This window comes from Afifella sp. IM 167 (assembly GCF_020144925.1).
Classification (GTDB): Bacteria; Pseudomonadota; Alphaproteobacteria; order Rhizobiales; family Afifellaceae; genus Afifella.
Genome location: NZ_NSLC01000002.1, coordinates 504256 through 525045 on the forward strand (window position 1 = coordinate 504256; position 20790 = coordinate 525045).

22 protein-coding genes are annotated in these 20790 nt (G+C 66.4%); 10 read left to right on the forward strand and 12 right to left on the reverse strand.

Annotated features, from left to right (window positions below; genetic code table 11):
• Position 1: 1 nt before the first annotated feature.
• From CLD20_RS05025 to CLD20_RS20170, 7 genes are all read left to right on the forward strand, one after another.
• Positions 2-427 carry a DUF983 domain-containing protein gene (locus CLD20_RS05025; protein ID WP_224405489.1) on the forward strand — a complete coding sequence of 142 codons (426 nt, stop codon included), beginning with the start codon at positions 2-4 and terminating at the stop codon, positions 425-427.
• On the forward strand, positions 424-1152 hold the full coding sequence (locus CLD20_RS05030) for an NUDIX hydrolase (RefSeq protein ID WP_224405490.1): 729 nt from the start codon (positions 424-426) through the stop codon (positions 1150-1152). Before CLD20_RS05025 ends, CLD20_RS05030 begins: the two co-directional genes overlap by 4 nt.
• A 10-nt stretch (positions 1153-1162) precedes the next feature.
• The gene (locus CLD20_RS05035; RefSeq protein ID WP_224405491.1) at positions 1163-2338 is read left to right on the forward strand and encodes an MFS transporter; all 1176 of its coding nucleotides are present in this window, start codon (positions 1163-1165) and stop codon (positions 2336-2338) included.
• Positions 2339-2430: 92 nt separating this feature from the next.
• Positions 2431-2598, forward strand: coding sequence for a 50S ribosomal protein L33 (rpmG, locus tag CLD20_RS05040; protein WP_224405492.1), 168 nt, complete (start codon positions 2431-2433; stop codon positions 2596-2598).
• Positions 2599-3132: 534 nt separating this feature from the next.
• Positions 3133-4332: a hypothetical protein gene (locus tag CLD20_RS05045; RefSeq protein WP_224405493.1), complete on the forward strand. Its 1200-nt coding sequence runs from the start codon at positions 3133-3135 to the stop codon at positions 4330-4332.
• A 192-nt stretch (positions 4333-4524) separates the two neighbouring features.
• Positions 4525-5067: a hypothetical protein gene (locus CLD20_RS05050; protein ID WP_224405494.1), complete on the forward strand. Its 543-nt coding sequence runs from the start codon at positions 4525-4527 to the stop codon at positions 5065-5067.
• Complete coding sequence (locus CLD20_RS20170; protein WP_255599471.1) at positions 5067-5198, forward strand: hypothetical protein; 132 nt, start codon at positions 5067-5069, stop codon at positions 5196-5198. The genes CLD20_RS05050 and CLD20_RS20170 overlap by 1 nt, the downstream gene beginning before the upstream one ends.
• A 30-nt stretch (positions 5199-5228) precedes the next feature.
• Here the strand turns inward: CLD20_RS20170 and tgt are convergent, their stop codons facing one another.
• From tgt to gyrA, 7 genes are read right to left on the reverse strand one after another with little or no spacing between them, the layout of a single operon-like run.
• Complete coding sequence (gene tgt, locus CLD20_RS05055) at positions 5229-6347, reverse strand: tRNA guanosine(34) transglycosylase Tgt (RefSeq protein ID WP_224405495.1); 1119 nt, start codon at positions 6345-6347, stop codon at positions 5229-5231.
• Complete coding sequence (queA, locus tag CLD20_RS05060; protein ID WP_224405496.1) at positions 6344-7444, reverse strand: tRNA preQ1(34) S-adenosylmethionine ribosyltransferase-isomerase QueA; 1101 nt, start codon at positions 7442-7444, stop codon at positions 6344-6346. Before queA ends, tgt begins: the two co-directional genes overlap by 4 nt.
• Before the next feature lie 60 nt (positions 7445-7504).
• Positions 7505-7966, reverse strand: coding sequence for a peptidylprolyl isomerase (locus CLD20_RS05065; protein ID WP_224405497.1), 462 nt, complete (start codon positions 7964-7966; stop codon positions 7505-7507).
• A 24-nt stretch (positions 7967-7990) separates the two neighbouring features.
• Positions 7991-8551, reverse strand: a complete 561-nt coding sequence (locus CLD20_RS05070; RefSeq protein ID WP_224405498.1) for a peptidylprolyl isomerase — start codon at positions 8549-8551, stop codon at positions 7991-7993.
• Positions 8552-8588: 37 nt separating this feature from the next.
• Complete coding sequence (coaD, locus tag CLD20_RS05075) at positions 8589-9095, reverse strand: pantetheine-phosphate adenylyltransferase (protein WP_224405499.1); 507 nt, start codon at positions 9093-9095, stop codon at positions 8589-8591.
• A gap of 49 nt (positions 9096-9144) precedes the next feature.
• Entirely contained in the window at positions 9145-9756 is a 612-nt protein-coding gene (locus tag CLD20_RS05080) for a LysE family translocator (protein ID WP_224405500.1), read from the reverse strand.
• A gap of 22 nt (positions 9757-9778) precedes the next feature.
• Complete coding sequence (gene gyrA, locus CLD20_RS05085; RefSeq protein WP_370636812.1) at positions 9779-12538, reverse strand: DNA gyrase subunit A; 2760 nt, start codon at positions 12536-12538, stop codon at positions 9779-9781.
• A 334-nt stretch (positions 12539-12872) separates the two neighbouring features.
• Between gyrA and CLD20_RS05090 the strand changes: the two genes are divergently transcribed.
• The gene (locus tag CLD20_RS05090; protein ID WP_224405502.1) at positions 12873-13496 is read left to right on the forward strand and encodes a MarC family protein; all 624 of its coding nucleotides are present in this window, start codon (positions 12873-12875) and stop codon (positions 13494-13496) included.
• An 88-nt stretch (positions 13497-13584) separates the two neighbouring features.
• Here the strand turns inward: CLD20_RS05090 and CLD20_RS05095 are convergent, their stop codons facing one another.
• Positions 13585-14148: a type 1 glutamine amidotransferase domain-containing protein gene (locus CLD20_RS05095; RefSeq protein ID WP_224405503.1), complete on the reverse strand. Its 564-nt coding sequence runs from the start codon at positions 14146-14148 to the stop codon at positions 13585-13587.
• 113 nt (positions 14149-14261) lie between these two features.
• Here CLD20_RS05095 and CLD20_RS05100 point away from each other — a divergent pair, with 113 nt between their 5' ends.
• The gene (locus CLD20_RS05100; RefSeq protein ID WP_224405504.1) at positions 14262-14882 is read left to right on the forward strand and encodes a hypothetical protein; all 621 of its coding nucleotides are present in this window, start codon (positions 14262-14264) and stop codon (positions 14880-14882) included.
• 108 nt (positions 14883-14990) lie between these two features.
• Here CLD20_RS05100 and CLD20_RS05105 read toward each other — a convergent pair whose 3' ends face one another.
• From CLD20_RS05105 to CLD20_RS05115, 3 genes are all read right to left on the reverse strand, one after another.
• A complete protein-coding gene (locus CLD20_RS05105; protein WP_224405505.1) occupies positions 14991-15149 on the reverse strand; it encodes a DUF1127 domain-containing protein in 159 nt (52 codons plus the stop codon).
• 177 nt (positions 15150-15326) lie between these two features.
• The gene (locus tag CLD20_RS05110) at positions 15327-16190 is read right to left on the reverse strand and encodes a potassium channel family protein (RefSeq protein ID WP_224405506.1); all 864 of its coding nucleotides are present in this window, start codon (positions 16188-16190) and stop codon (positions 15327-15329) included.
• A 36-nt stretch (positions 16191-16226) separates the two neighbouring features.
• Positions 16227-16700 carry an NUDIX domain-containing protein gene (locus CLD20_RS05115; RefSeq protein ID WP_224405507.1) on the reverse strand — a complete coding sequence of 158 codons (474 nt, stop codon included), beginning with the start codon at positions 16698-16700 and terminating at the stop codon, positions 16227-16229.
• A gap of 114 nt (positions 16701-16814) precedes the next feature.
• Between CLD20_RS05115 and CLD20_RS05120 the strand changes: the two genes are divergently transcribed.
• On the forward strand, positions 16815-17846 hold the full coding sequence (locus CLD20_RS05120; RefSeq protein ID WP_224405508.1) for a hypothetical protein: 1032 nt from the start codon (positions 16815-16817) through the stop codon (positions 17844-17846).
• A 19-nt stretch (positions 17847-17865) separates the two neighbouring features.
• On the opposite strand, the gene uvrA is transcribed toward CLD20_RS05120, so the two are convergent.
• Positions 17866-20751: an excinuclease ABC subunit UvrA gene (uvrA, locus tag CLD20_RS05125; protein ID WP_224405509.1), complete on the reverse strand. Its 2886-nt coding sequence runs from the start codon at positions 20749-20751 to the stop codon at positions 17866-17868.
• Positions 20752-20790: the final 39 nt, after the last annotated feature.

Consider the following 20790-nt stretch of genomic DNA (forward strand, 5'->3'; position numbering starts at 1 on the left):
AATGCCAATCGAAGCGACCAAGACCAAGCGGCCGGTCTTTTCCGCCATCCTGGCGGGGCTGACGACACGCTGCCCGGCCTGCACCAGGGGACCGATGTTCACCGGATTCCTCAAGGTGCGCGAGGCCTGCAGCCATTGCGGCGAGGAGCTTCACCATCATCGCGCCGACGATGCGCCGCCCTACTTCGTCATGCTCGTCGTCGGCCATGTCATCGTCGCCGGCGCGCTCGCGCTGGAGCTTGCCATGCATCCCCCGCTCTGGCTGCACATGGTGCTCTGGCTGCCGCTGACGCTCCTCCTCTCGCTTGTCCTCCTGCGTCCGTTCAAGGGCGCCGTGGTCGGGCTGCAATGGGCGCTGCGCATGCATGGCTTCGATCCCGATTCACCCGAAGCCTCCGACAGGTCGGTCGACGGCGCCTGGCAATGACCAAGCCCTTTTCCTTCTCCGAGCCGGTCGGCGAGAAGCGAAACGGCGCAATCCGCCCCAAACCCGCCGCAACGCTGATCGTGCTGCGCCGCGAGGGAGCGACGATGCGCGTCCTCATGGGCCGCCGCTCCGATCGCCATGTCTTCATGCCGGGCAAGCTGGTCTTTCCGGGCGGGCGGGTGGAGCGCGCCGACTACCGCGCCCCCGCCGCAAGCGAGCTCGATCCAGAGGTGGAGGCCAAGCTCGCGCTCGGCACGAAGCGCGCCGGCGAGGGCCTCGGCCGCGCCCTGGCGCTGGCCGCGATTCGCGAGACCTTTGAGGAGACCGGCTATCTGATCGGCGAGAAGACGCGCGCCGCGCGGCCGCGCTCGCGCCATCCCTCCTGGCGCGCCTTCCACGAGGCGGGCTACCTGCCCGATCTGGCGCCGGTGCGGCTGGTGGCGCGGGCGATCACCCCGCCGGGGCGACCGCGCCGCTTCGATGCGCGCTTCTTCGTGCTTTTCGACGATGGCGGCATGGAGCGCGTGGCCACGACCGACCGCGAACTCCTCGATCCCAGATGGCTCACCTTCGACGAGGTGGACGAGGCGGATCTTCCCCTCATCACCCGCCGCGTCCTGGCCGATCTAGCCGGCCGCCTCTCACGCGATCCCGAGCTCTCACCGGGCGGTAGCGTTCCCTTCCATTTTATGCATTACGGACGGGGCAAAATCGCAATTCTGTAGGAGCGGGAGGTTGGCCCTCAACGGCGCCATAAAACGGCGGCTCGTCAGATGGGGCCTGACCCGGGGCTCGATCGCGGCGATCTCCACGATGATCTCCGTGGGCATCGCCATCAGCCTGCTTTCGCCGCTGCTCGCCCTGACGCTCGCCGAGCGCGGCATCACGGAGCGGACCATCGGCCTTCTGATCGCCGCGCTGGCCGCCTCCGCCCTCTTCGCCACACCCTACGCCCCGCATATCGCCAGGCGCTTCGGCACGGCCAACACCATCGCCGCGCTGCTGCCGCTGTCGGCCTGCCTCATTCCCTTCGCCTATTACGTGACGGATCTGCACGTCCTCTTCGTGCTTTTGTTCGGCTACGGCATGTGCGTTTCGGTCTCCTTCGCGCTCTCCGAATTCTGGATCAACGCGGTGACGCGCGAGGGCAAGCGCGGCCTCATCATGGGCATCTACGCCACGGTGCTCTCGATCGGCTTCGCCCTCGGCCCGATCATCATCGCCGCGACCGGCATCGGCACGCCCCTGCCCTTCTTCATCGGCGCCGGGCTCTTCGTTCTGGCCGCATTGCCCGCCTGGAAAGCGCGCGACGTCTCGCCCGATTTCAGCGAGAGCCCGACGCGGGGCTTCGTCTCCTACATCTTCGCCGTGCCGATCTCCACGATCGGCGTCTTCGTCTTCGCCATGGCCGAATCCTCCGGCTTCGCCTTCCTGCCGCTATGGGGCCAGCATCTCGGCTACTCGACCGCCGTCGTGCCCCTGCTGGCCTCCGCCATGACGCTCGGCAACGTCGCCCTGCAGATCCCGCTCGGCCTCGTCTCGGACCGCATGGACAAGCGCCTCATCCTTCTCGCCTGCGGCCTCTTCGGCGCTTTCGGCATGCTGATTGCCTATTTCGTCGCCGACAGCTGGTACTGGCTCATCCTCGTGCTCTTCGTCTGGGGCGGCGCTTCGGCGGGCATCTATACGGTCGGCCTTGCGCATCTGGCTTCCCGCTTCCGCGGCGGCGATCTGGCGGCGGCCAATTCCGCCTTCGTCTTCTGCTATGCGCTCGGCATGATGATCGGCCCCCTCAGCGTCGGCGAGGCGATGGACCGGATGCCCTCCGCCGGATATCCGCTGGTGATCGGCGGCGCTTTCGCCCTTTACGCCATCGTCGCAGCCGCCCGGCTGGTGCGCTCCAGGGCATGAAGGCGCGCGGCTTGGGCCGAGGCACCTTGACTTCGCAGCCTCAAGCGGTCATTTGACCTTCAAATTCCCGCGCTTATGCAAGGACGAGACCGATGGCCAAGGCCACGACAATCAAGATTCGCCTGGTGAGCGAGGAAGGCACCGGTTCCTTCTACGTCACCAACAAGAACGCCCGCACCATGACCGACAAGATGGTGAAGCGGAAATATGATCCGAAGCTGAAGAAGCACGTGAACTTCAAGGAAGCGAAGATCAAATAGCGGCAACCGCCTGCGGGGCATCAAGGCCCCAGCAAAAAAGAGGCGCCCCGAGGGGCGCCTTCATTTTTGGGCTTGGTGCCCGCTCTCTTCTCTTGAGCGGAAGATGAGTGGCCGGCCGGCCGCGACATTCGAGGAGGCCACGTGTCGCAGCCGGACCGGCCGACCCCACGGACCCAGGAGATGCGGCGGACCTGAGCATATCCATGGGGTTTCCGCCGGAGGCAAAGCCTCACGCCTCCGGTGTCGAGGGCAATTCACTCCAAGCTGCGTGCGAAATCCAGTATTTGGTTCACCATTGGTAAACCACGACGGGCAAATGCGTATCAAAATGATACAGCCCCGTTGTGACCCCTTGGAAACGCTGGGGAAGCCTGCCCCGCGCCGCATGTGCGCGCCGGCGGCGATGGCGCCCGATCGCGCGCATTCCGTTTGACGGTTTGAGATTGCGCGTCAGAATAGCGCGGCCGGCGCTGCCTGACGTTGCCGCTTCAAGGATGCGGGCCGGCCATTTCGCTGAATGGAGGCGTCGAGGCCATGATCGACGGGTCCGCTCCGTCTTCCACGGCCCCGCCCGGAGCGCCGGAGGCCGCGCGCCAGGGCGCATTCCGCTTCTACGACAACCGTCAGAAATACCTGATGTTCGTCACCACCTGCTCGGAAAAATGGGCGGTGGCGGAGCGGGTCGGCCTGGAGATCGACCATATCGAGCCGCGCCCGCCGGCCCTGCGCCTCTTCGATGCGGGCATGGGCGACGGCACCGTGCTGACGAGCGTCATGCGCGAGCTGCACCGCCGCTTCCGGCATGTGCCGTTCCTTATCGCCGCCAAGGAGATTTCGCTGGAGGACGTGCGGCTCGGCCTGGAAAAGATGCCCGACCGCTTCCACGAGCATCCGGCGACGATCCTCGTCCTGACCAATCTCCCCTACACGGCCGCGCCCTGGCTGACGCCGCGCTCCGACAGGGCGAAGGAAGAACTGAGCTGGATCGAGGTGGCGCTTTCGGGCGACAGCTCCCACGATTTCCACGAGCAGATCAAGGACCTGCAGCCGACGCTCGCGGCGAACTGGCAGGCGAAGGCCAGCCCGAAGACCGGCAATCCGGTCTACGTCACCCCGGCGGTCCTCGTCCTCTACCGCCAGGACCAGCGTTTCGTGCTCGACCAGGCGCTGCCGCGCCGGGAGGAGGCGCGGGCGGACTACGACCTCGTCATCGCCTCGCAGCCCTACCGCGCCCGCATGCCCGACGACTTCAAGGTGGAGAAGGTGCTCGCGCCGCTGACACGGGCGCTGGCGCCGGGCGGCAGGCTGCTGGCGATCCATTCGCATGGCCACGATCCCGGGCTGGAGATCATCCGCCGCGTCTGGCCGGGAGAGGACCCGTTCCGCTCCACCCGGCACGGCCTGCTTGCGACGCTGCGCGCCGAGCTGGGCGAAAGGCATCCGGACCTTGAATATCTCCCCTACCCCGACGGCCGGTCGATCTTCCGCTACGACATGCACACGCTGCCGAGCGAGGTGAGCAGCGGCATCGGCACCTCGACGCTGCTGGCCGCCTGGAACGCGGCGACCTATGTGGCGCAGATCGAGGATGAGCGGCTGGAAGAGGCGATCTCCGGCACGGCCTATCTGAAGGCGACCCGCGATGTCCTCAGCGAGTATGGCGGCCTCTGGTTCTACGACGAGTCGTTCGTCGTCGCGCGCCGCCGGGGGGCGGAGATGCACACGCATCCGTGAACGAGTTCTTGGGCGGCGGCGACAAACGCGCCGGAAGCCTCTGCGATGACAGCTGTTTGAAGCAACTGTCCCGCTCGCCCTTTACGCTTTCGAAACCTTTCATTTCGGGGAATTTCGCGGTTGTGCGTTTTCGCACGGAACTTACTGCCGGGTTAACGAATTATCCCGGCGTACTTTCCGGAGGCGAAGGCAATGTTCAGTCTGACGAGGGGTTGGGGGCGCAACGCAGCGATCGCCATTGCAGGCCTCGCCGCGACGGTGCTCGTCGGCACGGCGCAGGTGAACTCCCTGAACGCTCCGCTTCCGCACAACCTGCCGCAGGCGGCTCCCAAGGCCGATCGGCTCGACCTCGTTTCCTACCATCCTCAGACCCCCTCCCTGAACGACGACCAGCGCTCGGCCGTGCAGAACGCCGTCGAGACCTTCGTCTGGGGTCTGTCCAACAAGGAGCCGAAGGTCGTCTGGGCTTTCGCCACCGAGTTCGAGCAGAGCCGCTTCGGCACCGAAGAGGCCGCCTACAGCTTCTTCTCCAAGATCCATCCGCCGCTGGTGCACGCCAAGCGTATCCAGATCGACAGCGTCTTTACCGACGGCGAGCTGACCCGCGTGAACACCTATGTGCGCGATCGCATCGGCATCCAGTGGGCAGCGGATTTCGCCCTCTATCAGGACGATGCGGGCGACTGGAAGATCGTCGATTGCAAGCTGTCTCTGGCTCCGGGAGTGTTGATCTGATGCAAGAACGCCGCGCTCGGGCGGTCGCCATGCAGGCGAAGGCCCGTGATTTCCACTACGCGATCGTCTCCACCGGGGTCATGACCGCGCTGATCGCAGCCGCGACCTACCTCGGCTCGCTCGTCCGCTAGGACCAAGGCTTTTCGCGAAAGGGCGACGGATCATCCGTCGCCCTTTTGCCATCCCTCACGAACTCCCTCGACATAGTCGCCGTACCTGCCCTCGCCGATCGCCTCGCGCGCCCCGGCCATCAGGCTCTGGTAATAGGCGAGATTCACCCAGGTGAGCAGCATGGCGCCGAGCGTCTCCTGCGTGCGCACCAGATGGTGAAGATAGGCGCGGGAATAGTCGCGCGCCGCCGGGCAGTCGCTTTGCGCGTCGAGCGGGCGCGGATCGACCGCGTGCCTGGCGTTGCGAAGGTTCACCCGGCCGAAACGGGTGAAGGCATGGCCGTGCCGCCCTGCCCGCGTCGGCATCACGCAATCGAACATGTCGATGCCCCGCCGCACCGATTCCAGGATGTCCTCGGGCGTGCCGACGCCCATCAGGTAGCGCGGACGATCCTCCGGCAGCGCCGGCAGCGTCTCCTCCAGCACCTTCAACATCACCGCCTGCGGCTCGCCGACGGCAAGACCGCCGACCGCATAGCCGTCAAAGCCGATCTCCGTCAGGCCGCGCGCCGAGGCGAGCCTGAGCTCGGCAATGTCGCCACCCTGCACGATGCCGAAGATCGCCTTGCCGTCGACCGGCACGAAGGCGGCCTTCGAGCGCTCGCCCCAGCGCAGCGACAATTCCATCGCCCGCTTCACCTCCGCTTCCTCGGCCGGAAGCCGGAGGCATTCGTCGAACTGCATTGTGATGTCGGCGCCCAGGAGCCGCTGGATTTCCACCGAGCGTTCCGGCGTCAGGCGATGCGTCGAGCCGTCGATATGCGAGGCGAAGGTGACGCCGTCCTCGTCGAGCTTTCGCAGCTTGGCGAGCGACATCACCTGGAAGCCACCGGAATCGGTGAGGATCGGGAACGGCCAGCGCATGAAATCGTGCAGGCCGCCGAGATCGGCGACACGCTCAGCCCCCGGCCGCAGCATCAGATGGTAGGTGTTGCCGAGGACGATGTCGGCGCCGAGCTCGCGCACCTGGCCCGGATACATCGCCTTCACCGTCGCCTGCGTCCCGACCGGCATGAAGGCGGGCGTGCGGATCTCCCCGCGCGGGGTCGCGATGACGCCCCGGCGGGCATTGCCCTCGCGCGCCAGAATGGAAAAGGAAAAGCCGCTCATTCGGGTCTCAGGGAAGGCGTCGCCGGCGCCAGCAGCGAAGCGTCGCCATAGGAGTAGAACCGGTACCGCTTTTCGATCGCATGGGCATAGGCCGCCTGCATGCGCTCCAGACCGCAAAAGGCCGAGACCAGCATGAACAGCGTCGAACGCGGCAGGTGAAAGTTGGTCAGGAGGCGGTCGATGGCCCGGAAGCGGTAGCCCGGCGTGATGAAGATGTCCGTCTTGCCCGAAAAGGGCCGCACGGTGCCGCTCGCGTCGGCCGCGCTCTCCAGGATCCTGAGCGCCGTCGTACCGACCGCGACCAGCCGGCCGCCCCGCCGGCGCGTCTCGTTGATCGCCTCGGCCGTCTCAGGGCTGACCTCGCCCCATTCGGCGTGCATGACATGGGCCTCCGTCGTCTCGCCCTTGACCGGCAGGAAGGTGCCGGCGCCGACATGCAGCGTCACGAAGCGGCGTTCGATCCCGCGCGAGGCGAGGCGATCCAGGAGTTCGTCGGTGAAATGCAGACCCGCCGTCGGGGCGGCGACGGCCCCCGCATGCGCGGCATAGATCGTCTGGTAGTCGGTGCTGTCTTCCCCGTCCGGGGCGCGCTTTGCCGCGATGTAGGGCGGCAGCGGCATCGCCCCGCGCGCCCGGATCGCCTCGTCGAGAACGGAGCCCTCGAAGGCGAAGGCGAGCGTGATCGCGCCCCCCTCGCCTTTCGCCTCGACGCTGGCCTCCAGCATGTCGAGGAAGCACGCTTCGCCCTCCCCGCCGAAGCGCAGCCGGTCGCCGACCCTGAGCTTGCGTCCGGGCCTTGCGAGCGCCAGCCACCGTGCCCCGTCGAGGCGCTCGATCAGCGTCGCCTCCACGCGCACCTCCGGACCGCCCTCTTCGCGCGCCAGCCGGCGCCCGGCGAGCCTTGCGGGAATCACGGCCGTATCGTTGAGGATCAGAAGGTCGCCGGGCTCCAGAAGCTCCGGCAGGTCGCGCACCTGAAGGTCGTCGAAAGGGCCTTCGGCGGGCACGCAGAGCAGCCGCGCCGCATCGCGCGGGCGCGCCGGCCGGAGAGCGATGAGCTCCTCCGGCAGGTCAAAGTCAAAGGCATCTACACGCATCGTCTGAGGGCGCCCCGAAGCCGCCGGCAGGAAAGGCGCCGAAGGCCGGGCGCCGGAAGGTCAGGCGTCGGCCGCGACCTTCATCGAGGTGATGGTGTCGGGATCGCGCGGCGGCTCGCCCTTGTTGATCTGGTCGACGACGTCCATGCCGTCCGTCACCTCGCCCCAGACCGTGTACTGGCGGTCGAGCCAGGGGGCCTCGGCAAAGCAGATGAAGAACTGGCTGTCGCCGGAATCGGGGCTCTGCGCCCGCGCCATGGAGACGGTGCCGCGCTTGTGCTTCTCGCTGGAAAACTCCGCCTTCAGCTTCTGGCCGGAGCCGCCCGTTCCGGTGCCGTTCGGGCAGCCGGTCTGCGCCATGAAGCCGTCGATGACGCGGTGGAACTTGACGCCGTCGTAGAAGCCGTCGCGCACCAGCTCCTTGATGCGCGACACATGGGTCGGCGCAAGGTCCGGCCGCAGGGCGATGGTGATCTGCCCCTTGCTGGTTTCCATGACGAGTGTGTTTTCTGGTTCTGCCATTTCGCTCTCCCGGTGTTTCTGGATTTACTGGTCGGCCGCCACGCGCATGGAGATCAGCTTGTCGGGATTGTCGACCGTGCCGTTCGCCGAGCGGCTGCCCTTCTTGATATTGTCCACGTATTCCATGCCGTCGACCACCTCGCCGACGACGGTGTACTGGCCGTCGAGGCCCGGCGCGGGCGCGAACATGATGAAGAACTGCGAATTGGCGCTGTCCGGATTGCTGGAGCGGGCCATGCCGACCACGCCGCGCACGAAGGGCTCGCTGGAGAATTCTGCCTTGAGGTCGGGCAGATCCGAGCCGCCCATGCCGGTGCCGGTCGGATCGCCGGTCTGCGCCATGAAGCCGTCGATGACGCGGTGGAACGGCACGCCGTCGTAAAAGCCCTGCCGCGCCAGCGTCTTGAGCCGCTCCGCGTGGTTCGGCGCCAGGTCGGGGCGCAGCCGGACGGTGACGGTGCCGTCCTTCAGCTGCAGCAGCAGCGTATTTTCCGGGTCGGCGCTCTGGGCGAAGGCGGAACCGGCGAGCGGCGCGGCGCAGAAGGCGACCACGAGAAGCGTGAGCGCGGCGAGGCGTTTCAGCATGTTCGGAAAATCCTTGTTGGTTCGGCGCGGACGGCGCTCATTCCTTCTGGCGCGCAACGGCCTGGCGGACCGCGTCCGCCGCCGAGGCCGGCACGAAAGGACCGATATCGCCGCCCATGAAGGCGATCTGGCGCACGAGCGTGGCCGTGATGTGGCGGTGATGCGGGCTCGCCGGCACGAAGACGGTCTGCAGCCAGTGCGCCATCGTCAGGTTCATGCCGACCATCTGCATTTCGTAATCGAGATCCGTCCCGTCCCTGAGGCCGCGAATGAGGATCGTCGCCCCGACCTCGCTGGCGAAATCGACGACGAGATTGTCGAAGCTCCGGACCACCAGTTCCACGCCTTCCGTTTCGGCGAGCGGGCCCGCCACCTCCTGGATGAGGGCGATGCGCGTGTCGAGGTCGAGAAGGCCCGTCTTGGTCGGATGCCGCCCGATCGCCACGACGACCCGATCCACCAGCGCGAAGCACGCGCGCAGGATATCGATGTGCCCGTTGGTGAGCGGGTCGAAGGAGCCGGGATAAAGACCTGTGCGCGCCATCCGTTTCGCTTATCGTTCCGCGCCGCGATCCGCAACGCCGGAAAGGCGCTCAGCGACGGCTGAGCGCCATCCAGATGCCGCCGCCGACGAGGCAGGTGCCGCCGAAGAGCTCCACCAGCCGCACGTTGCGGCGCGACAGGAGAAGACCGGTGCGGCCGGCGGCGAGCGCATACATGCTGTCGAGGAAGGTGGCGACCGCCATGAAGATGGCGCCGAGAAGCATCATCTGCGTGACCGTGTTGCCGGCCGGGTCGATGAACTGGGGAATGAAGGCGCCGAAGAAGAACAGCGCCTTCGGGTTCGACCAGATGACGATGAAGCCCTGCAGGAAGAAATTGCGCGTCGCCCTGGCCGTGTCGGCGCTGCCGAGCGTGCCGTCGGAGCGCCACAGCTTGATGCCGAGCCAGATGAGATAGGCCGCGCCCGCCAGCTTCAGCCAGAAGAAGGCCTCGCCGAGAAAGACGACGACCGCCGACAGGCCGAAGGCGAGGATCGCCACCATGATGGCGAGGCCGGCCTGGGTGCCGGCGACGTTGAGGAGGCCGGCGCGCGCCCCGTGGCGCATGGAATTGGCGATGATCACCGTGACGGTCGGGCCCGGCACGATGACGATCGCGATGCAGGCGGCGAGATAGGTGAGAAAGGTCGAAAGCTCGATCATCCACGCCCCCTCCTTTACGGGGCTATTCGGCCGGCGGCTCCTCGTCGGGCCCGCCGGGGCCCTCTCGCGGATCGGCCCCGTCCTGCGGGCCGGCCTCATCCTGAGGGCCGGCCTCGTCCTCGCCGTCCACTTCGGCGATCTCGTCCTGCGCGCTCGCCTCGGTGATCCGCTCGACCGAGACGACTTTTTCGCCCTTGGCGGTCGAAAAGACAATGACGCCCTGCGCGGCCCGGCCGGTGATGCGGATGCCGGCGACCGGCACGCGGATGAGCTGGCCGCCATTGGTGACGAGCATCAGCTGGTCGCCGTCCTCGACCGGGAAGGAAGCCACGAGCGGGCCGTTCCGGTCGTTGACGACCATGGCGATGATGCCTTTGCCGCCGCGGCCGGAGATCCGGTATTCGTGCGAGGAGGTCTGCTTGCCGTAGCCGTTCTGCGAGACGGTGAGGATGAACTCCTCCGCCGCGCTCATCTGCGCATAGCGTTCCGGCGACAGCGCCCCCGGCTCGGCCGCCATCTCCTCGGCGTCCTCGGCGACATCTTCCGCCTCGCCGTTCTCCAGCTCGCCGGCGACGGCCCGGCGCATCTTCAGATAGGCGCTGCGCTCTTCGGGCGTCGCCGAGAAGTGCCGCAGGATCGACATGGAGATGACCCTGTCGCCCTTGCCGAGGCTGATGCCGCGCACGCCGACGGAGGAACGGCCGGCAAAGACGCGCACATCGGTGACCGGGAAGCGGATCGACTGGCCGAAGGCGGTGGTCAGCAGGCAGTCGTCGTCCTGCGAGCAGGTCCACACGCCGACGATCGCGTCGCCCTCCTCCAGCTTCATCGCAATCTTGCCGTTGCGGTTGATGTTGACGAAGTCGGCGAGCGAGTTGCGCCGGACCGTGCCGCCCGTGGTGGCGAACATGAGGTCGAGGCGCTCGAACTCCTTCTCGTCGTCCGGCAGCGGCAGGATCGTCGTGATCGTCTCGCCTTCTTCCAGCGGCAGGATGTTGACGAGCGCCTTGCCGCGCGCCTGCGGCGCGGCGAGCGGCAGCCGCCAGACCTTCAGCTTGTAGACGATGCCGCGCGAGGAAAAGAACAGCACCGCCGTATGCGTGTTGGCCACGAACAGGCGGTTGACGAAATCCTCCTCGCGGAAGGACATGCCGGAGCGTCCCTTGCCGCCGCGCCGCTGCGCCCGGTAGGTCGCGAGAGGCACGCGCTTGATGTAGCCGGCATGGGAGACGGTGACGACCATGTCCTCGCGCTGGATGAGGTCTTCGTCCTCAAGGTCCGCGCCGCCTTCCTCGATCTGCGTCTTTCGGGGCGTGGCGAACTCTTCCTTGATCGCGCTGAGCTCCTCCTTGACGATGGCGAGGATGCGGGCGCGCGAGCCCAGAATCTCCAGGTATTCCTTGATCTCCTCGGCGAGCTTGTTGAGCTCGTCGGCGATCTCGTCGCGCCCGAGCGCCGTCAGCCGCTGCAGGCGAAGCTCGAGGATGGCGCGCGCCTGCTCTTCGGAAAACCGCACCGTCCCGTCTTCCAGCACCAGGTGGCGCGGATCGGCGATGAGGCGCACCAGCGGGGCGACATCCTTTGCCGGCCATGCCCGCGCCATCAGCTGCTCGCGCGCCGTCTGAGGGTCGGGCGCGGAACGGATGAGGGCGATGACCTCGTCGATATTGGCGACGGCAAGGGCGAGACCGACGAGGACATGGGCCCGGTCGCGGGCCTTGCCGAGCAGGAACTTGGTGCGCCGGCCGACGACTTCCTCGCGGAAGAAGATGAAGCTGGCGATGATGTCGCGCAGGCCGAGCTGCTCGGGCCGACCGCCGTTGAGGGCGACGAAATTGCCGCCGAACGTCGTCTGCAGCGGCGTGAAGCGATAAAGCTGGTTGAGAACGACGTCGGCGACGGCGTCGCGCTTCACCTCGATGACGACCCGCACGCCCTGCCGGTCGGATTCGTCGCGGATGTCGCTGATGCCCTCGATGCGCTTCTCGCGCACCAGCTCGGCGATCTTCTCGATCATCGCCGCCTTGTTCACCTGGAACGGCACCTCGGTGACGATGATGACTTCGCGGTCGCGAGAGCTCGTCTCGATCGCCACCTTGCCGCGCATCAGGATCGAGCCGCGGCCGGTCTCGTAGGCCGAGCGGATGCCGCCGCGCCCGATGATGACGCCGCCGGTCGGAAAATCCGGACCCGGGATATATTCCATCAGGTCCATGCTGGTCAGCGACGGATCCTCGATCAGCGCCACGCAGCCGTCGATCACCTCGCCGAGATTGTGCGGCGGGATGTTGGTCGCCATGCCGACGGCGATACCGCCCGCGCCGTTGACGAGGATGTTCGGGAAGCGGGCCGGCAGGACGACCGGCTCGCGCTTGCGCCCGTCGTAGTTCTCCTGGAAGTCGACCGTGTTCTTGTCGAGGTCCGAGAGCATCGTCTCGGCCGATTTGTCGAGCCGGCACTCCGTGTACCGCATGGCGGCCGGCGGATCGCCGTCGAGCGAGCCGAAATTGCCCTGCCCGTCGACGAGCGGCAGGCGCATGGAGAAATCCTGCGCCATCCGCACGAGCGCGTCATAGATCGCCTGGTCGCCATGGGGATGGTAGTTGCCCATGACCTCGCCGACGACGCCCGCGCATTTGCGGTATGCCCGGTTGGAGGCGATGCCCATCTCGTTCATCGAATGCAGGATGCGCCGGTGCACCGGCTTCAGCCCGTCGCGCACATCGGGGAGCGCCCGGCTGACGATGACGCTCATCGCATAGTCGAGATAGGAAGTGCGCATCTCCTCGGTGATGGAGATGGAACGGATATCGCCGCCGCGGCGCCCGTCGGAGGGGGTAATCGGATCTGCCAAGGAAAGAATCGATTGCTGTGGAAGTTGAACCCCGTTTTACCCGGAATCGGCGCCGAAGCCAAGCAAGGCGCGGGATCAATACACGTTTGAAATCAACGGCTTACAGATAAGTTTAGCGAAACGGTGTCGGCACGGCGCGCCGGGCAGGCGAATTCGGCCGCGATCGCTGCCGCGATCGACGCGCCGCCGATGGGCGATTGCGGGCGAATAGCGGGGCCGTGACGCGGTTTGCAGAGGCGCGCGCGGCCTGTATGCCATCTCCATGGATCAGCTGATCACCGCCTTCGTGACGCTCTTCGTCACCATCGACCCGGCCGGGCTCGCACCGCTTTTCATCGCCCTGACCAGCGGCATGGAGGCGCGCGAGAGACGCCGCGTCGGCTTCAGGGCCGCGATCATCGCCTTCGTCATCCTCGTCCTCTTCGCGCTTGCCGGCACGGCGATCCTCGCCCTTTTCGGCATCACGCTGCCGGCCTTCCGCATCGCCGGCGGGCTGCTGCTCTTCGTCATCGCCTTCGAGATGATTTTCGAAAAGCGCGCCGAGCGCCACGAGCGGACGACGACGCGTCTGTCGGCCGACGAGATGAGCCATCTGGCAGTGTTTCCGCTGGCGATCCCGCTGCTGGCCGGCCCGGGCGCCATCTCCGCCACCATCCTTCTGGCGGGACAGATGTCCGGCTTTGCCGGCAAGGCGGAGCTCGTCGGCGTCATCGCCGCCATCCTGGCCATCACCTTCGGGGTCTTCGCCCTCGGCGAGCGCATCGAGAAGCTGATCGGCGATACCGGCCGCATGGTGATCTCGCGGCTTCTGGGCGTCATTCTCGCCGCCCTCGCCGTGCAGTACGTGGCGGACGGCATCGTCGCCTTCGTCAACGCCCCGGCATGAAAAAGGCCGGCCGCACAAGGCGGCCGACACAAAAAAAGACCGGCCGCTCAAGGCGGCCGGCCTTTTCCTTGATTCAGTTCCTGAGGGCTTACGCGGCGTGGCGCTGCGTATGGCGGCCCTCGGAAATCTCCTCGGCCATCTTGGCGCAGAAGGCCGGCAGATCGCCCGGATTGCGGCTCGTCACGATGCCCTCGTCGACGACCACTTCCTCGTCGAGCCAGTTGGCGCCGGCATTGACGACGTCGGTCTTGATCGACTTGTAGCTCGTCATGTCGCGGCCCTTGGCAATGCCCGTCTCCACCAGGAGCCACGGGGCATGGCAGATGGCGCCGATCGGCTTCTTCTGCTCGAAGAAGGCGCGCACGAAGGCCAAGGCCTTGTCGTTGGCGCGCAGGATATCCGGATTGATCTGGCCACCCGGCAGCACGAGCGCGTCGTAATCGTCGGCGCTGACGCCGTCGAGCTTGCGATCGACCGGTACCTCGCGGCCCCAGTCCTTCTTGTCCCAGCCACGGATCGCGCCTTCCTCAGGCGAAACGACATGGACCTCGGCGCCCGCGCCGCGCAGCTGCTTGAGGGGCTCCTCCAGCTCGGACTGCTCAAAACCATTGGTGGCGAGGATGGCGACTTTCTTGCCGGTGATGTCGTGCATCGAAAATCTCCTTCTGTTCGAATTGCCCGCCCGTCTGTCTTGGGTTGTTAACGGAGGGCCGGCGGCGAACGTTCCGTCTTTTTCCCTTTCGCCGGCTCAGCTATCGTGACGGCATGCGACTGATTTTCCCGCTTTTTCTGGGCGCTTTGCTCCTCGCCGGATGCGCCACGCATTCCTCCTCCACGCACGGCGCATGGGGGGACTGGTACGCGGCGCGCGGCGCGCGCGCTCCAAAAGGAGAGAAGGTCTATGTCTGCCATGCCTTCGGCTGCCTGAGGACGAGCCCGGTCACCTTCTCTCCGGCCGAGCTGAAGCGGATATCGGCGCCCTTCCGGCGCGCGGGCTCGCCGCAGGCGGAGCGCCAGGCGATCTCCAAAGCGGACCAGATCTACGAAGAGATCGTCGGCGCCCGGATCGGCACATCGGCCGACCGGGGCGGATTTGAGAAAATCGGCGGGGGCGACCCGACGCAGATGGACTGCATCGACGAGGCGACGAACACGACGAGCCTTCTCATCCTTCTCGCCGAACGCGGCATCCTCAAGCACCACAGCGTGGAAAGCCCGGTCGCGCGGGGCTTCTTCCTCGACGGGCGCTACCCGCATGCGACGGCGGTGGTCGCCGAGGTGGAGAGCGGGCGGCGCTTCGCCATCGATTCATGGCCGATCGCCAATGCCGAGCCGCCGGTGATCATGCCGCTCGAAAAGTGGCTTTCCGCGCGCGGCGGTTCGTAAGGGACCCCGACAAAAAATGCCCTGACAAACGAAAGCCGCCGGCAGGGGCGTGCCCCGCCGGCGGCTTTCGAATTGGAACCGGCCTTGCGGGCCGCGAAGTCAGATAAATCAGAAAGCTGCTTCGCGGGCGACGCGGCGGATCTCGCCGGGAGTGATGCCGATATCATGCAGTTCACGCACGGAAAGACCCTGAAGCTCCTTCACGGTGCGCTGATAGCGGCGCCAACGGCGAAAGCGACCCAGAAGGCCCTTTGCGGACGTGTGCATCATAAACCTCGATCAGACAGAAGTGTCGTTCGGACTGTGTCGTTATTGACGAGGCGGATATAGCCATGCGCGCGCGGATTTTGCAGTGCACAATACGCATGGCTGGGATGCCTTAAAAGCGGGCAACCTGCACAATTTATTCACACATCAAGCTCGCCTCAGGCGGGAAACTGCACGCTAGAAGCGACCTTCGTCCGGAATCGCAAGCACGGTGCCGCAGGCCTTGCAGTGGACTGCATCGATTTCGTGCCGCTTCAGACCGCATGTCGGGCAGGTGAAGCGCACCTTGCGCGGCTGCAGGAGCACCTGCACGAGGCGCAGGAATAAAGTTACGCCGAAGATCATGATGATGACGGCCGTCAGGCGCCCGACGGTGCCGGAGAGCGTGATGTCGCCAAAGCCCGTCGTCGTCAGCGCCGTGACCGTGAAATAGAGCGCATCGACATAGTTGCCGATCGCCTCGTTGCGCCAGTGCTGCGTCTCGTAGACGAGGCCGGTCATGACGAAGAGGAAGACGGCGAGATTGACGATCGCGATGATCGGCTCCTCGTTGCGGCGGAAGACGCGGCTATCGGCCCTCAGCCTCTCCATCAGCTGGTAGGTCCTCAAGAGGCGCAGCGTGCGCAGGATCCTGAGGAAGCCCGCCCCCTCGCCCACGATCGGCAGGAGAAAGGAGACGATCGAGATGACATCCGCCCAGGTGGAAAGGCGCAGGAACTCCCGCAAAGGCTTATGGGAGGCGTAAATCCGGGAGATGAAGTCGGCGAGGATCACGACGCCGAAGACAATGTCGATGGATTCGATCGTCTGCGAGCGCGGCATGAAGGATGTGCCGATGATGAAGAGCACGGTGAAGACGTCGAAGGCGAGAAGCGCATAGCGGAAGCGGTGCGCGCCCCCCGAATTGCCCTCATAGAGCGCGCGCAGCCTGGCGCGCAGGCCCGACGGCTTCTTGGGCGGGCTTCGCCTTGCCTTCGGTCGCGCCTCTCCGGCTGCGGTGGCCGCGGGCGTTGCGGCCGATCCAGTCTCCTTGGTGCTCATCGGCCAGACTTGCCACAGATCGGCGCCGGGGCACAGCTAGGGCACGGAATCGTCCCCGAGCCGCTCAACCAGCATCTCCAGGATCGGCGCCTGGCCGGGCAGGATTTTCCGGCGCGCTTCCTTGAGAGTGAACCAGCCCCCGCGGTCGGCTTCCGGAAAAGCGGCCATCTCGCCCGAATGGGGCGGCCATTCCATCTCGAAGGCATTGCTGGCAAAGCCGGCGAGATCGAAATCGCCCTCCACCGCAAAAGCGGTGACGAGCTTGGCGCTCGACTGGCGAAACACACCGAGCGGCAGCGCCTCGCCCTCGGGCGCGCAGCCGGTCTCCTCGAAGAATTCGCGCCTTGCCGCCGCAAGCGGCTCCTCGCCCGGCTGCACCACGCCCTTGGGGATCGACCAGGCGCCCTCGTCCTTCCTCGCCCAGTACGGCCCGCCCGGATGCACGAGCAGCACCTCGATCCGCCCGGAAGGGCGGCGGAACATCACGATGCCGGCGGAGCGTTGGGGCATGGCGAGCGACTTCGATGGGATCCGAGTGTCGGTCCGATCGAAGAAAGAAGTCAAATCAGCGCAGCACGACCCTGGGTAGAACTCCCTTAAATCTCTGCCGTCAAAGCTCGGCGCATGGCAAATGCCCGTCCTTCGCTCGTCAACGGCTGCGTCCGCCTCGGCGCGGCATATCTCGCGCGCTACTTCCTGCCCGCGAGTCTCGCCGCCATGCCTCTCATCCTGGCCTTCGCCCTCCTCTGGGCCGCCGACGAGGGCCGGCTGGTCGAGCGCGCCGCAAAGTATGCGCATGTCGGCCTTCTCCTGCGCTTTGCCTCCGAGCGCTTTCTCGACCTCCTGATCGCGGGCCTTGCGGTCGTCATCGTGGTGATGACGATCCGCGCCATCGTGGAACGCGCCGATGCGCGCGGCAGCTATCTTGGCGGCATCGCCAGCTCGATGCGCTCGCCTCTCCTGCCGGTAGCCCTGCGCTCGAGCTGGATCGTCTTCGCCCTTCTCGGCGCGCTATGGGGGCTGCTGCATGTCTCGGGAGCCTTTGTCGCCGAGGGCGGCCCACAGGGTGTGCTCGCTCTGCCGCTTGCCCTCCTCCTGATGCCGCTCTCCTTCGGCGGGCCTCTCGGCCTGCTGGGTGCCGTCTTCGTCATCGGCGCCCTCTTTCTGATCCTCGGACAGCTCGGCATCTTCACCGTGCGCAACACGCTGATGCATTCCGGCGCCGACGAGGCGGCAGAGGTCCCGGTCTTCCGGCCCGGCCTCGACCGGCCCTTCGCCATGTTCCGGCTCGTCCTCAATCTCGCCTGGCTCTACGGCATCCCCTTCGTGCTTCTTTCCCGGTGGCTGCCCGAAAAGATTTTCGGGGCGCAAAGGATGGCAAGCATCGCCGATGCCGCCGGTCCGGCACAAGCGCTACTGACGCTGGAATTCCTGCGAAACCTCTATTCCGGCGGCATGATCGGCGTCGGGCTCGTCCTCGTCGCCCTCGCCTGCGTGGTGATGTGGACGAAAGCGGCCGAAGTGGCGCTTGGCGGCGAAGAAGACGCCAGGCCTCGCCCGGAGACGGTCGACCGGAACCGCGCCTGGCACGACCCGGCCCGCCCCCGCGAGATCGTCCGCGGCCAATCTGCCGGCTTCGGACGCCGCATGCGCTGAGACGGCGGCAGCCGGCCTCCTACTCCGCCGCCTCTTTCGCCGCGGTCTTGCCCCGCTCCAGGATCGGCTTCAGGAACTGGCCGGTATAGGAGCGCGGCTCGGCGACCACTTTTTCCGGCGTGCCGGAAACGACAATCTCGCCGCCCCCGTCGCCGCCTTCCGGGCCGAGATCGAGGATGTGGTCGGCCGTCTTGATGACGTCGAGATTGTGCTCGATCACCACCACCGTGTTGCCCTGCTCGACCAGCTCGTGGAGCACTTCCAGGAGTTTCGCCACGTCGTGGAAGTGCAGGCCCGTCGTCGGCTCGTCGAGAATGTAGAGCGTGCGGCCGGTGGCGCGCTTGGAGAGTTCCTTGGCGAGCTTGACGCGCTGCGCCTCGCCGCCCGAGAGCGTCGTCGCCTGCTGGCCGATATGCACGTAATTGAGGCCGACGCGCGAAAGCGTCTTCATCTTGTCGCGCACCGCCGGGATGGCGGCGAAGAACTCCACCCCCTCCTCCACCGTCATGTCGAGCACGTCGGCGATCGACTTGCCCTTGAAGGTGACTTCCAGCGTCTCGCGATTGTAGCGCTTGCCGTGGCAGACGTCGCAGGTGACGTAGACGTCGGGCAGAAAGTGCATCTCGATCTTGATCAGGCCGTCGCCCTGGCAAGCCTCGCAGCGCCCGCCCTTGACGTTGAAGGAAAAACGCCCCGGCTGGTAGCCGCGCGCCTTCGATTCCGGCAGGCCGGCGAACCATTCGCGGATCGGCGTGAAGGCGCCGGTATAGGTCGCCGGGTTGGAGCGCGGCGTGCGCCCGATCGGCGACTGGTCGATATCGATCACCTTGTCGAGGTGTTCCAGCCCCGCGAGGCTCTCAAAGGGCGCCGACTGCTCGCGCGCGCCGTTCAGCCGCCGCGCCACCGCCTTGTAGAGCGTGTCGACGAGAAGCGTCGACTTGCCGCCACCGGAGACGCCGGTGACGCAGGTGAAGGTGCCGAGCGGGATCTCCGCCTTGACGTTCTTCAGATTGTTGCCGGTGGCGCCCGCAAGCTTCAGCCACTTGCCCTTGCGCGCCTTGCGCCGCTCTTCCGGCACCGGGATGGCGAGCGCGCCCGAAAGATACTTGCCGGTGAGCGATGAAGGGCTTGCCATGATGTCGGCGGGCTTGCCCTCGGCGATCACCTCGCCGCCATGGATGCCCGCGCCGGGGCCGACATCCACGACATGGTCGGCGGCGAGGATCGCATCCTCGTCATGCTCGACGACGATGACCGTGTTGCCGAGGTCCCTCAGATGCTTCAGCGTTTCCAGGAGCCGGGCATTGTCGCGTTGGTGAAGGCCGATCGACGGCTCGTCGAGCACGTAGAGCACGCCCGTCAGCCCCGAGCCGATCTGCGAGGCGAGCCGGATGCGCTGGCTCTCGCCGCCCGACAGCGAGCCGGAGCCGCGCGACAGGGTCAGATAGTCGAGGCCCACATCGTCGAGGAATTTCAGCCGCTCGCGGATCTCTTTGAGGATCCGCACGGCGATCTCGCTCTGCTTGTCGGTGAGCTTTTCCGGCAGCTCGGCAAACCAACGGTTCGCCTCGCGGATGGAGAACTGCGAGATCTCGCCGATATGCAGCCCCGCGATCTTCACCGCCAGCGCCTCCGGCTTCAGCCGAAAGCCGCCGCAGGCCGTGCACGGCGCGGTCGACATGTACTTGCCGATCTCCTCGCGCATCCACGCCGAATCGGTTTCCTTCCAGCGCCGCTCCAGGTTCGGGATGACGCCCTCGAAGGTCTTCTTCGCCTGATAGGATCTGAGGCCGTCATTGTAGACGAAGGCGATCTTCTCCCGGCCCGTGCCGTAGAGGACGGCCTTCTTCGCCGCCTCCGGCAGACTCTCGAACGGCTCCGTCAGGCTGAACTCGTAGTGGCGCGCGAGCGCTTCCAGCGTCTGCAGGTAATAGGGCGAGGACGATTTCGCCCAGGGATCGATCGCCCCGCGGCGAAGGCTGATGCCGGGATCGGGGACGATGAGGTCCGGATCGATGCCGAGTTCGGAGCCGAGCCCGTCGCAGGTCGGGCAGGCGCCGAAGGGGTTGTTGAAGGAAAACAGCCGCGGTTCGATCTCCGAGATCGTAAAGCCGGAGACCGGACAGGCGAATTTCTCCGAGAAGGTGAGCCGGTCCGGCGCGTCCTTGCTCTCCGGCTTGTCGGCGAATTCGGCGACCGCGATGCCGTCGGCGAGCTGCAGCGCCGTCTCCAGCGAATCGGCGAGCCGCGAGGCCGCGTCCGCGCGCACCACGACACGATCGACGACGATGTCGATGTCGTGCTTGAACTTCTTGTCGAGCGCCGGCGCGTCGACGATCTCGGTGAAGGTCCCGTCGATGCGCGCGCGCTGGAAGCCGCGCTTCATCCATTCGGCAAGGTCCTTGCGGAACTCGCCCTTCCTGCCGCGCACCACCGGCGCCAGCAGGTAAAGCCGCGTGCCCTCCGGCAGGGCGAGAACGCGGTCGACCATCTGGCTGACCGTCTGGCTCTCGATCGGCAGGCCCGTCGCCGGCGAATAGGGAACGCCGATGCGGGCATAGAGGAGCCGCATGTAGTCGTAGATCTCGGTGACGGTGCCGACCGTCGAGCGCGGATTGCGCGAGGTCGTCTTCTGCTCGATGGAGATCGCCGGCGACAGCCCGTCGATCTGGTCGACATCGGGCTTTTGCATCATCTCCAGGAACTGGCGCGCATAGGCCGACAGCGATTCCACGTAGCGCCGCTGGCCCTCGGCATAGATCGTGTCGAAGGCGAGCGAGGATTTGCCCGAGCCCGACAGCCCGGTCATGACGATCAGGCTGTCGCGCGGCAGGTCGAGATCGACGTTCTTCAGATTGTGCTCGCGCGCCCCGCGCACGGAAATCGTCTTCAGGGGATCGCTCATGCCCGTCCCGGATGTGGCGCCGTGGCGCCGGCTGCGTGT